This is a genomic window from Rhizobium sp. R86522, from assembly GCF_042466255.1.
In the GTDB taxonomy this organism is placed as follows: Bacteria; Pseudomonadota; Alphaproteobacteria; order Rhizobiales; family Rhizobiaceae; genus Allorhizobium.
The window spans coordinates 1,870,667-1,884,336 of the sequence record NZ_JAXHBX010000001.1; the positions used below are offsets into that span (position 1 = coordinate 1,870,667).

At 62.3% G+C, this 13,670-nt stretch carries 16 protein-coding genes and 1 tRNA gene; 8 read left to right on the plus strand and 9 right to left on the minus strand.

Going from position 1 to position 13,670, the window contains the following annotated elements:
• The first annotated feature begins 126 nt into the window (after window positions 1-126).
• Complete coding sequence (locus SJY08_RS08965; RefSeq protein WP_377275362.1) at window positions 127-1,581, plus strand: TrkH family potassium uptake protein; 1,455 nt, start codon at window positions 127-129, stop codon at window positions 1,579-1,581.
• 104 nt (window positions 1,582-1,685) lie between these two features.
• Window positions 1,686-2,276, plus strand: coding sequence for a hypothetical protein (locus SJY08_RS08970; RefSeq protein ID WP_377278532.1), 591 nt, complete (start codon window positions 1,686-1,688; stop codon window positions 2,274-2,276).
• A gap of 30 nt (window positions 2,277-2,306) precedes the next feature.
• Here SJY08_RS08970 and SJY08_RS08975 read toward each other — a convergent pair whose 3' ends face one another.
• The 6 genes from SJY08_RS08975 to wrbA form a co-directional block, all read right to left on the minus strand.
• Window positions 2,307-3,125 (minus strand): ABC transporter permease, encoded by an 819-nt coding sequence (locus SJY08_RS08975; RefSeq protein WP_203015511.1) that lies wholly within the window; start codon window positions 3,123-3,125, stop codon window positions 2,307-2,309.
• Window positions 3,122-3,910 carry an ABC transporter ATP-binding protein gene (locus SJY08_RS08980; RefSeq protein ID WP_069041548.1) on the minus strand — a complete coding sequence of 263 codons (789 nt, stop codon included), beginning with the start codon at window positions 3,908-3,910 and terminating at the stop codon, window positions 3,122-3,124. The genes SJY08_RS08975 and SJY08_RS08980 overlap by 4 nt, the downstream gene beginning before the upstream one ends.
• Window positions 3,911-4,054: 144 nt before the next feature.
• Window positions 4,055-5,089 (minus strand): ABC transporter substrate-binding protein, encoded by a 1,035-nt coding sequence (locus SJY08_RS08985; RefSeq protein WP_300890684.1) that lies wholly within the window; start codon window positions 5,087-5,089, stop codon window positions 4,055-4,057.
• Between the two features lie 196 nt (window positions 5,090-5,285).
• Window positions 5,286-5,371: transfer RNA gene (locus SJY08_RS08990), tRNA-Leu, on the minus strand.
• A gap of 83 nt (window positions 5,372-5,454) precedes the next feature.
• Window positions 5,455-5,718: a PilZ domain-containing protein gene (locus SJY08_RS08995; protein ID WP_054150102.1), complete on the minus strand. Its 264-nt coding sequence runs from the start codon at window positions 5,716-5,718 to the stop codon at window positions 5,455-5,457.
• Between the two features lie 163 nt (window positions 5,719-5,881).
• Window positions 5,882-6,478 carry an NAD(P)H:quinone oxidoreductase gene (gene wrbA, locus SJY08_RS09000; RefSeq protein ID WP_102020337.1) on the minus strand — a complete coding sequence of 199 codons (597 nt, stop codon included), beginning with the start codon at window positions 6,476-6,478 and terminating at the stop codon, window positions 5,882-5,884.
• 190 nt (window positions 6,479-6,668) lie between these two features.
• On the opposite strand from wrbA, the gene SJY08_RS09005 reads away from it, so the two are divergent.
• The 5 genes from SJY08_RS09005 to SJY08_RS09025 all read left to right on the plus strand — a co-directional run bounded on the left by SJY08_RS09005 (window position 6,669) and on the right by SJY08_RS09025 (window position 11,462).
• Window positions 6,669-7,454 carry a competence/damage-inducible protein A gene (locus SJY08_RS09005; RefSeq protein WP_069041550.1) on the plus strand — a complete coding sequence of 262 codons (786 nt, stop codon included), beginning with the start codon at window positions 6,669-6,671 and terminating at the stop codon, window positions 7,452-7,454.
• 121 nt (window positions 7,455-7,575) lie between these two features.
• The gene (locus tag SJY08_RS09010) at window positions 7,576-8,418 is read left to right on the plus strand and encodes a universal stress protein (protein WP_377275363.1); all 843 of its coding nucleotides are present in this window, start codon (window positions 7,576-7,578) and stop codon (window positions 8,416-8,418) included.
• A gap of 224 nt (window positions 8,419-8,642) precedes the next feature.
• Window positions 8,643-9,140 (plus strand): xanthine phosphoribosyltransferase, encoded by a 498-nt coding sequence (gene gpt, locus SJY08_RS09015; protein ID WP_054150099.1) that lies wholly within the window; start codon window positions 8,643-8,645, stop codon window positions 9,138-9,140.
• Window positions 9,141-9,336: 196 nt separating this feature from the next.
• Window positions 9,337-9,777, plus strand: coding sequence for a DUF2231 domain-containing protein (locus SJY08_RS09020; RefSeq protein ID WP_054150098.1), 441 nt, complete (start codon window positions 9,337-9,339; stop codon window positions 9,775-9,777).
• Window positions 9,774-11,462: a PQQ-dependent sugar dehydrogenase gene (locus SJY08_RS09025; protein WP_377275364.1), complete on the plus strand. Its 1,689-nt coding sequence runs from the start codon at window positions 9,774-9,776 to the stop codon at window positions 11,460-11,462. Before SJY08_RS09020 ends, SJY08_RS09025 begins: the two co-directional genes overlap by 4 nt.
• A gap of 81 nt (window positions 11,463-11,543) precedes the next feature.
• Here SJY08_RS09025 and SJY08_RS09030 read toward each other — a convergent pair whose 3' ends face one another.
• The 3 genes from SJY08_RS09030 to SJY08_RS09040 all read right to left on the minus strand — a co-directional run bounded on the left by SJY08_RS09030 (window position 11,544) and on the right by SJY08_RS09040 (window position 12,682).
• On the minus strand, window positions 11,544-12,083 hold the full coding sequence (locus SJY08_RS09030; protein ID WP_377275365.1) for an SRPBCC family protein: 540 nt from the start codon (window positions 12,081-12,083) through the stop codon (window positions 11,544-11,546).
• A 2-nt stretch (window positions 12,084-12,085) separates the two neighbouring features.
• Complete coding sequence (locus SJY08_RS09035) at window positions 12,086-12,442, minus strand: ArsR/SmtB family transcription factor (protein WP_377275366.1); 357 nt, start codon at window positions 12,440-12,442, stop codon at window positions 12,086-12,088.
• Between the two features lie 69 nt (window positions 12,443-12,511).
• Entirely contained in the window at window positions 12,512-12,682 is a 171-nt protein-coding gene (locus tag SJY08_RS09040; protein WP_377275367.1) for a hypothetical protein, read from the minus strand.
• Window positions 12,683-12,824: 142 nt separating this feature from the next.
• On the opposite strand from SJY08_RS09040, the gene SJY08_RS09045 reads away from it, so the two are divergent.
• Window positions 12,825-13,652, plus strand: coding sequence for a DUF1206 domain-containing protein (locus SJY08_RS09045; protein ID WP_054150094.1), 828 nt, complete (start codon window positions 12,825-12,827; stop codon window positions 13,650-13,652).
• The last annotated feature ends 18 nt before the right edge of the window (window positions 13,653-13,670 follow it).

The window sequence follows — 13,670 nt, forward strand, 5'->3', positions numbered from 1 at the left end:
CAGCGCTTCGTCGACCTGATCGGGGGTCACGTCAGCCTCCGTTGAATTTTGGACAGAGCCCCGCTATGGCATAGACATCGGGCAGAGACAAAGCCTCTTTGCGCTGCAACAGACGGAAGTCATTCCTTGAACACCAATCTGCTCCGCTCCGTCGTCTATATCGCAGCCCTTTGCGGGCTCTATCTGTCCACGGCCATGCTGATCCCGGCCATGGTGGACCTCTATTACGGCGACCCGCACTGGTCTGTCTTCACGGTGTCTGCCGCCATGGTCGGCGGTCTATCGGTCACGGCTGCCATGGCGACGCGGGGGCCGCCGCCGGCCTTCTCCAAGCGCATGGGCTTTCTGCTCGTCAACGTGCTCTGGGCCACCTTTTCGCTGGTCGGTGCGATCCCGATCTATTTCTCCGAACTGGACCTGACCTTCGCCCAGGCCCTGTTCGAATTGGTTTCGGCCATCACCACGACAGGCTCGACGGTTCTTGCCGGACTGGACGACATGGCGCCCGGGCTTCTCGTCTGGCGCTCGCTGCTACAATGGCTGGGCGGCATCGGGATTGTGGCGCTCGGGCTGTTCGTGCTGCCATTCCTGAGAGTAGGCGGGGTCTCCTTCTTCAAGATGGAATCCTCCGACATCGCAGACAAGCCGTTCGCGCGGATCGCCACCTTTACCAGCGCCTTCGTCGCCATCTATGTCGCGATCACCCTGATTTGCATGATCGCCTACGACATCTTCGGCATGAGTCATTTCGATGCGCTCAACCATGCCCTGACAACGATCGCCACAGGTGGCTTCTCCACCCATGACGCCTCCTTCGGCTATTTCGACAGCTATGCGCTTCGCGGGATCGCAACCTTCTTCATGACGGTCTGCAGCCTGCCTTTCTCGATCCTGATCGTCTTCTTCATAAAGGGGCGCCTCGACGCCCTGCGCGATCCACAGATTCTCGTCTTTCTTGGCTATCTCGCAGCCTTCGCCGTTTCTGCAGCACTCTACAACCACCTGCGCAATGGCGTGGACCTGCCGCTCGCGCTGTCGCATTCCTTGTTCAATTTCGCATCGATCCTGTCGACCACCGGCTATGCCAGTGAAGACTACACTCTGTGGGGGCCGTTTGCAGTGGCCGCAGCCTATTTCGCCACCTTCATGGGCGGCTGCTCCGGCTCGACGGCCGGGGGCATCAAGGCCTACCGTTTCGTCATCATTTTCAACATCATCGTGACGGGGCTGAAGCGGCTCATCTATCCGAACGCCGTCTATTCTGTCCGCTACGGCAACCAGATCGTCGATGCAGACACGCAGCGCGCCGTGTTCCTGTTCTTCAGCGCCTATATCTTCATCTGGGTGATCGGCAGCCTCGCCATGGCGCTGGCCGGCTACGATTTCGCCACTGCCTCATCCGCCATGATCACGGCGCTCTCGAATGTCGGCCCCGGCATCGGGTCGCTGATCGGCCCGGCCGGCAACTTCGCCACGATGCACGATCCGGAACTCTACATCCTGTCGCTTGCCATGCTGCTCGGTCGTCTCGAAGTGCTGACCGTCATGGTGCTGCTGGTGCCAATGTTCTGGCGCTCGTGACCATCAGGCCAACGTGATCGCACAGAACCGCTCTGCGCTTGACGCCCGGGCCTGGTTCTTCCCACACTCCCGCAAGATCAATGCGGGAGAATCACGTGTCCCTGATGCCCTCAGCCCCTGCCCGCGGCCTTGCCGTCACCCTGATCGGCGCATTCCTTTCTGCGGCACCGGTTGCGGCCGGCCCGCTTCTCGATGCGGCGATCGAGGCGGAGAAACTTGCGGCACAAAACGATGCGAAGGGCGCCTTCGAGGCCATGCGTTCGGGGCTTGCAGCCTTCAGCCAGAGCTTGCCGCTCACGGTCCCCCGCGCCGTCTTCATCACGGAAGTCCCGAAGGCCTACAGGGCCTATACCGCAAAAGCGGAGCCGGTCTTCGTCACCGGCGAGAAGCTCATCACCTATGTCGAGGTGGCTGGGCTCAAATGGCAACAGGCGCCTAACAACCAGCGGCAATCGCATTTCACCGTCGATCTCGAACTCACCGACGACGAAGGCAAGACGCTCGCGCTGCAAAAGGAATTCGGCAACTTCACCTTCACCGGCCATTCGGATGCGATCGAGGTCTATACCCATCTCACGCTCGACGTCGATGGCGCCAAGCCCGGCGCCTATGTGCTGCGCTATACGGTGAACGACGTAATCGCCGAACGCTCGACGCCTTTCGAACTGGCCTTCACGCTGAATGACAAGAGCTGAACGCCCACATCGGGCGTCCAGTTTTTCGGATCAATTCGCCATGGTCGAGCGATGCGCCCAGCCGGTCATGCGCTTTTCTAGCCAGGCCATCAGCGCATACATGGCGATGCCCTCGACGGCGAGCGCCAGAAGCCCGGCAAAGACCAGGGGCACGTTGAACTGGCTCTGGGCCGAGCTCATCATGTTGCCGAGACCGTAATTCGAGGCCACCGTCTCCGAGACAACCGAGCCGACGAAGGCGAGCGTGATCGCAATCTTCAGCGAGCCGAAGAAATAGGGCATCGACCGGGGAATGCCGACCTTCAGCATGATGTCGAGCTTCTTCGCGCCCAGCGCCCGCAGCACGTCTTCCGTCTCCGGCTCGATCGTGGCGAGACCCGTCGCGACATTGACGACGATCGGGAAGAAGGAAATCAGGAAGGCGGTCAGCACAGCCGGCACGGTGCCGATGCCGAACCAGATGACGAGGATCGGCACGAGTGCCACCTTGGGGATTGCATTGAAGCCGATCATCAGGGGGTATAGCCCGGCATAGATGGACTTCGACCAGCCGATGAAAAGACCGAGCCCCAGTCCGGCGACAACGGCGATCATGAAGCCGAGCGTCGTCGTGTAGAGCGTCTGCAGCGAGTTCTTCCAGATCGGCGACCAGTATTGCACCACCGCTTCAAAGACCCGTGACGGTGCCGGCAGGATGGTCGGCGGCATGTCGAGCACGATGACCGTCAGTTCCCAGATGGCAAACAGGGCCAGCGTGTAGAGGAAGGGCGCTGCCCGCACCCAGTTGATGCGCTGCATCAGGGGCTTTACGACCGGGCGGGTCGGCGCTGTCTCGATCGTCATCGTCATGCCGCAACCCTCGCCTTTGCGATCTCGCCGTGCAGCACATGCACCATGTCGTTGAATTCGGTCTGGTACATCAATTCCAGATCCCTTGGTCGCGCGAAGGGCACCGTGTGTTCCTTGACCACCTTGCCGGGTCTGGCACTCATCACGAAAATCCGGTCGGCGAGGAAGACCGCCTCGCGAAGGTCATGGGTCACAAGCACGATGGTCACGCCCTGGGCCGCATGCAGATCGCGGATGACGCACCATAGCTCCTCGCGGGTGAAGGCATCCAGCGCACCGAAGGGCTCGTCGAGCATCAGGAGTTCCGGTTCGTGGATCAGCGCCCGGCAGAGATTGGCGCGCTGCTGCATGCCGCCCGACAACTGCCAGGGAAATTTCGAGCCGACACCCTTCAGGCCGACGATCTCCAGGAGGTTCTCGGCCTTTTCGACATACTCCTTCTTGTTCGCTCGAAGCCGATGCCGATGCTTCTCGACGATCTCGAGCGGCAGGAGAATGTTTTCGAGCGTCGTGCGCCAGGGCAACATGGTCGGGTTCTGGAAGGCCATGCCGACGATCGACACCGGCTTGGTCACCTGCTGGCCGGCGACGATGACGACGCCGGATTGCGGGATGTGCAGCCCGGTCACGAGCTTCATCAGGGTGGACTTGCCACAGCCGGACGGGCCGACCACGGCGGAGAATTCGCCCTTGTCGACGCGCATGGTGAGGCCGGATACGGCAAGCGTTCCGTCGGCGCCGCCATAGCGCATGTCGACATTGTCGATGGAAACGAGGTGGGACATCGGGGCTCCGGTCTAAATGGGATTACCCAACCTCCCCTTGAGGGGGAGGTCGCTGCGAAGCGGCGGGTGGGGTGATCTCGCAAAAAGGTCACCCCGCCCCGAACCTGCGGTTCGACCCTCCCCCTCAAGGGGAGGGTGAGGTCATCAAGGCAACATCCGCTCTTCCTTGGCCGGCAGGAAGCTTGCGTCGAAGACCTGCTCGGCCGTGACATTGCCCTTAAGGCCCATGGAGACCTTGAGCGTCTCGATCGAGGCGGAAAGGCGCGCCATGTCGACGCTGCCCATGCCGTTTTCGACAACATAGGGCGTCTTGATGTTCATGGCGTTGGCCATTTCGAGACGTTCCTTCTCGATGTCGACATTCAGCGTCTCGTTGCGCTTCAGGACAGCGGCGGCACCCTCTTCCGGATTGGCAACGGCATCGGCAAAGCCCTTGGCCAGCGCCTTCAGGAAGCCTTTCACAGCCTCAGGGTTTTCGGCGGCGAAGTCGGAGTTCACCAGAACGCTGTTGCCATAGAGGTTCAGGCCGTTATCGGCCATCAGGATGGTCGCGATGTCGTCTGCCGGGATGCCTTGCGCCTTGAGGTTCAGGATGACCGAGAAGGCGAAACCGAAGACGGCATCGACGTCGCCCTTGGCGAGCATCGGCTCGCGCACGGGAAATCCGATCGATTCGATGGTGATGCCGCTGTCGTCGATGCCGGCGGCCTGCTTGAAGGCCGGCCACTGGGCAAACGCGCCATCCGGCGGCGGTGCGCCGAGCTTCTTGCCTTCCAGCGACTTCGGATCTTCCGTCACGCCGAGCGACTTGCGGCCGACGACCGAGAAGACCGGCTTGTCATAGACCATCATCACGGCCTTGACCTTCTGGGACGGATCCTCATCGAGGAACTTGATCACCGAGTTGATGTCGCCGAAGCCCATCTGATAGGCGCCGGTTGCCACGCGCGGGATCGCCTCGACCGAGCCATTGCCCGAATCGATCGTCACATCCAGGCCTTCCGCTGCGAAATATCCCTTGTCCTGCGCCAGCAGGAAGCCGGCGGCCGGGCCCTCGAACTTCCAGTCGAGCGTGAACTTGATGGCCGTCTCGGCATGCGCCTGACCGACCGGCAGCGTCACGCCGGCAAGCAGACCCGCCGCCACAACGGCGGCCGAAAAGAGACGTCTTGATATCATGGATTTGAGCTCCCCTTGTTTTTGGTGGTCGCATCAAAGCAGGAATTGAGCAGGCCGCAAAGCGGAAAAATGCTCAAACTTTCGCCAACAATGGATTTGCACAAATTTGGCGCATTGAGTGCAAAGAGATGTACGACATCAAGAACCTGTCCCGAAGGGAAGGGGCCAGCGCTAACAGTCAAGAAACAGGAAGATTTGGTGCGGACGGCGGGGATCGAACCCGCATGACCTAAGGCCGAGAGATTTTAAGTCTCTTGCGTCTACCAGTTTCGCCACGTCCGCGTGCGGGCCCTGTTTCGATCAGATCGGCGGACGCGTCAAGGGTGGCGGGCCAATGCTGTGGCCCGCCCCGTGTCATCGATCACTCAGCTTGCAAGCGCATCCAGGAATTCGACGCCGATCTCGCGGGGGCTGCGCCATTTGACGGCGCAGTCATGGGTCGTGCCGTCCTCCAGGCGCAGGCGGAACTGAGGGGGAATGTCGGCGGTCGATTCGAAGCTCATCTTGGCGCCGAGAGGCGACAGATTGCGAATCATGCAGTCGAAGGTGGAATGGCCGCCGGGGAGGATGGCGCGGCCGGCTTTGAGCGCCCGCAGGCGGGGCTGGCGACGACGATCTGGCTGTTCCATGGCATGCGTCCTTTCAGGTCTTACAACCCGAAGCATGCGCCAAAGCGCTCAAGAGACCCTTGAAACGATCGATCACCTTTTACCGATCGGGTGGCCCAGTTGCCCCAAAGACGAAAAAAGGCGGAGCTTGCGCCCCGCCTTTTGACGATAGTCAATTCTACGCTCAGGCCAGCTTGGCAGCAAGCTTCGCCACATGGGCGCCCTGATAGCGAGCACCTTCGAGTTCGATCTCGGAGGGCTGGCGCGAACCGTCGCCGGCCGTGATCGTGGAGGCGCCGTAGGGCGAGTTGCCCATGACTTCGCTCACACCCATCTGACCCTGGAAGGCGTAGGGCAGACCGGCATAGAGCATGCCGTGATGCAGGAAGGTCGGAATGAAGCCCATGATGGTGGTTTCCTGGCCGCCGTGCTGGGTCGCGGTCGAGGTGAACATCGAGCCGAGCTTGCCGGTCAGCTTGCCCTGGGCCCAGAGGCCGCCGGTCTGATCCCAAAAATTGCGCATCTGCGAGGCGACCGTGCCGTAACGGGTCCCGGCACCGACGATGATGGCGTCATACTGATCGAGCTCGGACGGGTCGGCGATCGGCGCCTGCTGGTCCATCTTGTAGTAGGAAGCCTTGGCGACATCGTCCGGCACGAGTTCCGGAACGCGCTTGACGGTGACGTCGGCACCGGCCGACTTTGCGCCTTCGGCAACGGCATAGGCCATGGTTTCGATGTGACCGTAAGCGGAATAATAGAGAACCAGTACCTTGGCCATGTCGTATCTCCCTTTGAACATGCGGCCCTGCCGCGCTGTGGATGTGCGAGATGTAGCGCATTCCGCATCGGGAACCAGTCGCGGCTGCGGGAACGCAGTGTTCAATCAATGAGTGCCTTTACTTCTCTTCACGGACATAAAACGGTAACCTCTCGGTCCCCGCCTGCCCCATTCCCATAGGACTTAATCCATGACCTCGACGATCAAGACCGCCGCCATGCTCGCCATCGGCGACGAACTCCTGTCCGGCCGCACCAAGGACAAGAATATCGGCCATCTCGCCGACCTGCTGACGGTTGCCGGCATCGATCTGAAAGAGGTCCGCATCGTCTCGGACGAGGAGGATGCGATCGTCGAGGCGCTGAATGCGCTCAGGTCGAAATACACTTATGTCTTCACCTCGGGCGGCATCGGCCCGACGCATGACGACATCACGGCCGATGCCGTGTCGAAGGCCTTCGGCGTGCCCTGCCTGCACGACCCTGACGCCATGAAGCTGCTCGGCGACATGTATGCCGGCCGAGGACTGGAATTCACCGAGGCCCGCCAGCGCATGGCGCGCATGCCGCAAGGCAGCCGCCATATCCCGAACCCGGTCTCGACCGCCCCCGGCTTCATCATCGGCAATGTGCATGTCATGGCCGGCGTGCCGCAGGTCTTCCAGGCGATGATGGCGCATGTGATCGAAACACTGCCGGCCGGCCAGCGCGTGCTGTCGCGCTCGATCGCATGCCCGTTCGGTGAAGGGGATATCGGCACGGCGCTTGGCGCGATCCAGAAAGCGCATCCGGAAACCTCGATCGGCTCCTACCCGCATTTCGACGGTCGGCGCTTCTCGACCGAACTTATTGTCAGGGCGCGCGACCAGGCGATCGTCGATGCGGCAGCCGCCGATGTCGAGGCGATGATCGATGCGATCCGGAACGAGAAGGATGCGGCCGCCACGCGCGATCTCGGCACCGGCGAGGTGGCCTGAGCCCGCTTTCCTTTGTGCCTCAAACCACTCCCGACTTGACCTCGGTCAAGGCGGAACCTGGTGATGGAACCCATAGTTATCTCATGCGGACAATAAATAAGGGCCGCAAGAGGAGACGACCATGGGTTACCGCACACTTCTTGCCATATTGGACACACCGAAAACCACGCAACAGGTGACGGATTTTGCCGTCGCCATTGCCAACCAGTTTCAATCGCATGTGATCGGCGCCCATGCGGAGGCCGTGGCCATGGTGCCGCTGGTCGCGCCGATGGAAATCCCCGATCCCGCCACCGTGCAGGCGCTGCAGGACATGGCGCATCAGGAGACGGAAAGCGTGGAGCGGATCTTCCGCGGTATCGGCAACCGCGAAGGCCTGTCGCATGAATGGCGCAGCTTCGTCACATCCTCCGGCTTCAATTCCGCCGCCCTGATCGACAGTGCGCGCAGCGTCGATCTCGTCATCGCCGCCCAGGGTGAAGCGGGCATGCTGTCGGAGACCCGTTCCGAACTCGAGAGCTTCCTGTTCGAAAGCGGACGCCCAGTGCTGCTCATCCCGCATATCCTGAAGACGCCCAAGCCGATCCGCCGGGTGCTCGTTGCCTGGAACGGCTCGCGCGAGGCGGCCCGCGCCACCTTCGACGCCCTGCCCTTCCTGATGGCGGCGGAAGAGGTCGAGATCTTCACCGTCGACGCTTCCGACACCTCCACACAGACCGGCGCAATCGCCGGCGCCGAGATCGCCGCTTCGCTTGCCCGCCACGGGATCAAGGTGACCGTCACGGCGTCGGAAAAGACCGGCCTCGACCCGGCGATCGCCATCGAGAACCGGCTGTCGGACAGCTCCATCGATCTCCTGGTCATGGGCGCCTATGGCAACAAACGCTGGTGGGAAATGCTGTTCGGCGGCGTCACCCGCACACTGCTCGATTCGATGACGGCACTGACGCTTCTGTCGCGCTGATTGATCGGCTGACCGGGCGGGAACGCGAGGCCTTGCCAGAGGCTTCGGATTCCCGCTAATAGCAACGGCCAAAGACTGGAACCCTTTGAGGGGACGAGGTTCGCGCGGTATCTGCCGCGCGAAACGCGTTTCGGGACCGCGCAAGACGGTCCGCCTGAAAGGATCCGGTCGACGGCGCCGCAATCCGGCGCGGACGATATCATCCAGCCAGCGGAGCCCCGTGCATGTCTCTCCCCGATAAAGCCTTTCCCGTTTCCTGGGATCAGTTCCACCGCGATGCGCGTGCGCTCGCCTGGCGCCTCGCCGGCCTCGGCCAGGACTTCCGCGCCATCGTCTGCATCACCCGCGGCGGCCTGGTACCCGCGGCGATCATCTCGCGCGAACTCAACATCCGCCTGATCGAGACGGTCTGCATCGCCTCCTACCATGACTACGTCAACCAGGGCGAAATGAACCTCCTGAAGGGCATCACCGCCGAGCTGATGGTCAATGGCGGCGAAGGCGTGCTCGTGGTCGACGATCTGACCGACACCGGCAAGACGGCGCTTGAAGTGCGCGAAATGATGCCGAAGGCGCATTTCGCCTGCGTCTATGCCAAGCCGAAGGGCGTGCCGACCATCGACACCTTCGTTACCGAAGTGTCCCAGGACACCTGGATCTATTTCCCCTGGGACATGGGCTTCACCTATCAGGAGCCGATCGCCAAGGGCTCGAAGGGCTGATCCAAGCCCCGCCGCCAGCATCAAACCCGCCTGTCACCCGCAGGCGGGTTTTTTCTTGGCCGGCAAAAGCCCTCCTACCCTCCAATATCTCGGCCAGACGCCTCGCTTATTGCGCACGCCTGGTGATAGGACGGAACAATTCGGCCGCTCGGCCGTATGGCTCTCATGTTCCACTCCCAACGGTAGAGAGCAACTGATGGCCACCCTCCACTCGCCGCCGACAGCCTCGAACGCCTATCCGGCTTCGGCGCTATTCGTCCCCTTCCCCTTCGTCTGCTTCACGCTGACGCTGATCACCGACATCCTCTACTGGCGGACGTCACATCTGATGTGGAGCAACTTCTCCGACTGGCTCTTGTTCTTCGGCCTGATCTTCGGCGGCTTGTCCATCCTGGCCGGCCTCGTCGATCTCGCCCGCCCGGCAACTCGGGCGCTGCGCCCGAGTTGGCCGGCGGTGCTTGCCTATCTCGCGGTTCTGGTGCTCGCCTTCATCAACAGCTTCATTCACGCCGGCGACGGCTGGACGGCGATCGTACCTTACGGTCTTGCCGCATCCCTGATCACCGTGATCGCGATGATCGCCTGCGTCTACCTCACCGCCGAACAGCGCAGCGCCGACGCCTGGAGAACACCATGACCCGCACCACCTTCACGCTCCGTCACGCCGCCCTCGCCTCCACCGCCGTCCTGGCGCTGGCGCTTGCCGGCTGCAGCGACGACAACGGCAATTTTGACGTCACCAGCCAGATCGGCCCCGACCCCGTCCTGCCCGAACCGAGCCAGTCGCTTGTGCCCGACCTCAAGGTCGCGGAGGTCATTGGCTGGGGTGCAGACGAAACACCCGACGTCATCGACGGCTTCACGATCACGGCCTATGCGAAAGATCTCGTCAATCCGCGCACGGTGCACACGCTGCCGAATGGCGATGTGCTTGTCGTGCAGAGCAAGGCACCTCCCGGCAAGCCGGTCGAGCGACCGAAGGACGTCATTCGCGGCTTCATCATGTCGATGGCATCGGGTGGGGGTGGCGGCGACAAGCCGACCAACCTCATCACACTGCTGCGCGACACGGACCGCGACGGCACGGTCGATGAGCGCCACGATCTGCTGACCGATCTCAATTCGCCTTTCGGTCTCGCCTTCGCCGACGACACGCTCTATGTCGCGGCCGCCGATGCAGTGCTCGCTTACGACTACCAACTCGGGCAGAACGCGATCACCACGCCACCGCGCGTGCTCAGCCCCTTGCCGGGTGGCCCGATCAATCACCACTGGACCAAGGATCTGGCGCTCAGCTCCGACGGTCGTTTCCTCTACGCCTCGGTCGGCTCGAACTCGAATGCCGGCGAACGCGGTCTGGAGGCCGAGAAAGGCCGCGCCGCAATCTGGCAGATCGACCGGGAAACCGGTGCCTCGCGCGTCTATGCATCAGGCCTGCGCAACCCGAACGGCCTGACGATCAACCCGGAAAGCGGCGCGCTCTGGACCGTCGTCAACGAGCGCGACGAACTCGGCCCCAATCTCGTGCCCGACTACATGACCTCGGTGCAGGACCGCGGCTTCTACGGCTGGCCGTGGAGCTATTATGGTCAGCATGTCGATCCGCGCCTGCATCCGCCACGGCCTGACATGGTCGAGCAGGCGATCAAGCCGGACTATGCGCTCTCGAGCCATGTCGCCGCGCTCGGTCTCGCCTTCTCCATGGGCATGGCCATGCCTGACGACTTTACCAACGGCGCCTTTGTCGGCAATCGCGGCAGCTGGAACCGCGACCAGTTCAACGGCTACAAGGTGCTTTACGTGCCCTTCGAGAACGGCGCACCCGCAGGCGAGGCGCGTGATGTCGTGACCGGCTTCCTCAATGGCGAGGAACAGGCGCGCGGCCGCCCCGTCGGCCTCGGCTTCGATGGCACCGGCGCTCTGCTTGTCGCCGACGATGCCGGCAATACGGTCTGGCGGGTCGCGGCGCAGAATGCGACGGCGCTTGCCGAACCACTCGGCACGGACGAAATGCCGCCGGGCTCCCCAGTTGCTGCTGAACAGGCTGCCGCGGCGGAAGCCGTGGAAGGCACGCCTCCGGCGAACGCACCGGCCGAGGGCACACCAGCCAGCGACACCCCTGCGCCGGACGCCACAACGCCGTCCTCCACGCCGCCGACCTTAGAAGATCCGGCGGTAGCACCAACCCCGGATGCGCCGGCCAATACTGGTGATGGCACGCTCGCAGCCCCGACCCCGCCACAGACGGATGTCCCGGCAACGGGTCCGGGAGGTGCTGTCCAGGACGCGACGCCTGCAACGCCAGCGCCTGCACAGCCCTGACCTTTTGCGGCTTCGAAAGACCAGAAAGCCCTCTGCCGGATATGGCGGAGGCTTTCGATTTGATCAGGCTCACTTCTGTGGTCAGGCTGGCAAACGCCGATCGTATTCGCCCTTGAGCTTGAGCCAGCCATCCCAGAACGGTTCCGCCCGCGTGCCGTCGAGCTTGGCCTTGAGAATGTCGATATGCATGTGCCAGCCGGCACCGACCATAAGCAGATTGGCACGATCGGAAATGCGGCGATGGGTGATCGTCAGCAGCACCTCATCTCCGTCCGCCTTCAGATCGAAGGCGACCTCACCACTCTCGCCCCAGGTGAAAACGAGCCGTTTCTCCGTCTGCACCTCGAGCACGCGGCTTGTCATCCGCATCTCCTCACTGAACCCTTCCGGCCTATGCCCGGGCGGATCCGTCAGTTCCTCGTTGCGCCATACCAATTCAAAGGTCGAACCCGCCTTTTCTTCCATCGCGCCGGCCGCCAGCCATTTGCGCCGCATCTCGCCATCGGTCAGGTATGACCAGATCCGCGAAGCGGGTCCGGGCAACAGCCGTTCGATCACCAGCGTTGCGGGCTCGGTCAGTCGGCCATAGGGATTTATGTCCAGTCTTTCCGTCATCGTCATTCTCAATCAGGTTTCTGTCGGGGAAATGCGGCATCCTCCGCGTGAAGGAGCCGTTCGAGGACATCCAGCCGGCCGGTCCAGAAGTGCTCGTAGGCGCTCAGCCACTGGTGGGCACCGGCGAGCGGTCCCGGATCCAATCGGCAGAGATGGGTGCGGCCCCGGATCTCGCGGCGGATGAGGCCGGCGGCTTCCAGGACCTTGATGTGTTTGGAGGCGGCGGCCAGCGACATGGAAAAAGGCTCGGCCAGTTCGCCGACGCTCCTTTCTCCTTGCGACAGGGCCGCCAGCATGCGCCGACGCGTTTCGTCGCCCAGCGCGTGAAAGATCATGTCCAAGGGGATTTGCGCAATATCAACCATGTGGTTGAATATCTGCGGACATCACTCGATTGTCAACCTTTTGGTTTAATGACGGATGATCTGGGAGCTCTAGAAGAGTAGCAGTCCAGCGACAAACAGCAGGATGAAGCTGCCGCCGATGACGAGTGACCAGGCCGAGAGCGCAAAGCCGGGCTTTGCGCCACTGTCTGACTGCGCGGAGTAATCGGTGGTCCGTAGCACCTCCGTGCCTTCGCCGTTTTCGCTTGGCTCCGTCGCCATCAGTGTCTCCCTTGTCGTTACCTCAGCAGGTAACCCGTCGATTATCCCTTGGTTCCGATGACTGTCCGGTGTGCTGACGCAAGAAGGCAAGGAACCCTGCCCCCCCTCCTCCGTTTCTTCCTCACAGCAGGAGAGGATTTCCATGAACACGCGGTCGAAATTTCAACTGATGGCACGGGCTGGTTATGGCGCCCGCGGCATCGTATTTCTGATGATTGCAGCTATCGCTCTGTTTTCGAGCTTCGCCGGATCGAAGCCGGACACCAATTCGGCGTTGGAGACAATCCTGCAGCAGCCGTTCGGACGGATCTGGATCGGCCTCATCGGCCTCGGCCTTGCGGGCTTCGTCGTCTGGCGTCTCGCCCAGTCGCTTGCCAACGCCGACGGGCAGGACAATGACATGAAGGGCTATGCGATCCGCGCCGCCCTTTTCGGCAGCGCGATCACCTATGCGGGTCTTGCGATGACAAGCCTGTTGATGGCACTCCAAATGTCCGGTGGCGGTGGCTCGGGCGGCGAGGAAGGTCTGGCCGCCTGGGTGATGGCCCAGCCTTTCGGTCGCTATCTCGCCGGTATCATCGGCATCGGCTTTGTCATCGGCGGTATCGTCACGGCCTTGAAAGGTATCAGGCGCAAGTTCGGCCGCTATCTCGACCTCGACGCAGAGAAGAACTCGCCGGCCGTGCTGATCTCGATCTACGGGCTCGTCGCGCGCGGCCTGGTCTTCGGCATCATCGGGGTCTTCTTCCTCTATGCCGCCTTCACTGTTGATCCTGACCAGGCCGGCGGCATGGCCGACGCTCTGGCCTGGGTGCAGAGCCTGCCCTTCGGCGGCATCATCTATGCCGTGGTCGCAGTCGGCCTCGCCGCCTTCGGTGTCTACAACTTCGTGGAGGCCCGCTACCGGCACATCAATGCGCCCGAGGCCGGCGACCTGCGCCGTCATCTACCCATCGGTGGCACGAACTGACCTTTGAGAAGGTGTTTC

Bases quoted from the DNA above. Each gene is read 5' to 3' on its own strand.
- SJY08_RS09020 (WP_054150098.1), top strand. From the start codon at position 9,337: ATGGCCACCCTCCACTCGCCGCCGACAGCCTCGAACGCCTATCCGGCT.
- SJY08_RS09010 (WP_377275363.1), top strand. From the start codon at position 7,576: ATGGGTTACCGCACACTTCTTGCCATATTGGACACACCGAAAACCACG.
- SJY08_RS09035 (WP_377275366.1), bottom strand. From the start codon at position 12,442: ATGGTTGATATTGCGCAAATCCCCTTGGACATGATCTTTCACGCGCTG.
- SJY08_RS08985 (WP_300890684.1), bottom strand. From the start codon at position 5,089: ATGATATCAAGACGTCTCTTTTCGGCCGCCGTTGTGGCGGCGGGTCTG.
- SJY08_RS09030 (WP_377275365.1), bottom strand. From the start codon at position 12,083: ATGACGATGACGGAAAGACTGGACATAAATCCCTATGGCCGACTGACC.
- SJY08_RS08975 (WP_203015511.1), bottom strand. From the start codon at position 3,125: ATGACGATGACGATCGAGACAGCGCCGACCCGCCCGGTCGTAAAGCCC.
- SJY08_RS09040 (WP_377275367.1), bottom strand. From the start codon at position 12,682: ATGGCGACGGAGCCAAGCGAAAACGGCGAAGGCACGGAGGTGCTACGG.
- gpt (WP_054150099.1), top strand. From the start codon at position 8,643: ATGTCTCTCCCCGATAAAGCCTTTCCCGTTTCCTGGGATCAGTTCCAC.
- SJY08_RS09005 (WP_069041550.1), top strand. From the start codon at position 6,669: ATGACCTCGACGATCAAGACCGCCGCCATGCTCGCCATCGGCGACGAA.
- wrbA (WP_102020337.1), bottom strand. From the start codon at position 6,478: ATGGCCAAGGTACTGGTTCTCTATTATTCCGCTTACGGTCACATCGAA.
- SJY08_RS09045 (WP_054150094.1), top strand. From the start codon at position 12,825: ATGAACACGCGGTCGAAATTTCAACTGATGGCACGGGCTGGTTATGGC.
- SJY08_RS08970 (WP_377278532.1), top strand. From the start codon at position 1,686: ATGCCCTCAGCCCCTGCCCGCGGCCTTGCCGTCACCCTGATCGGCGCA.
- SJY08_RS09025 (WP_377275364.1), top strand. From the start codon at position 9,774: ATGACCCGCACCACCTTCACGCTCCGTCACGCCGCCCTCGCCTCCACC.
- SJY08_RS08995 (WP_054150102.1), bottom strand. From the start codon at position 5,718: ATGGAACAGCCAGATCGTCGTCGCCAGCCCCGCCTGCGGGCGCTCAAA.
- SJY08_RS08980 (WP_069041548.1), bottom strand. From the start codon at position 3,910: ATGTCCCACCTCGTTTCCATCGACAATGTCGACATGCGCTATGGCGGC.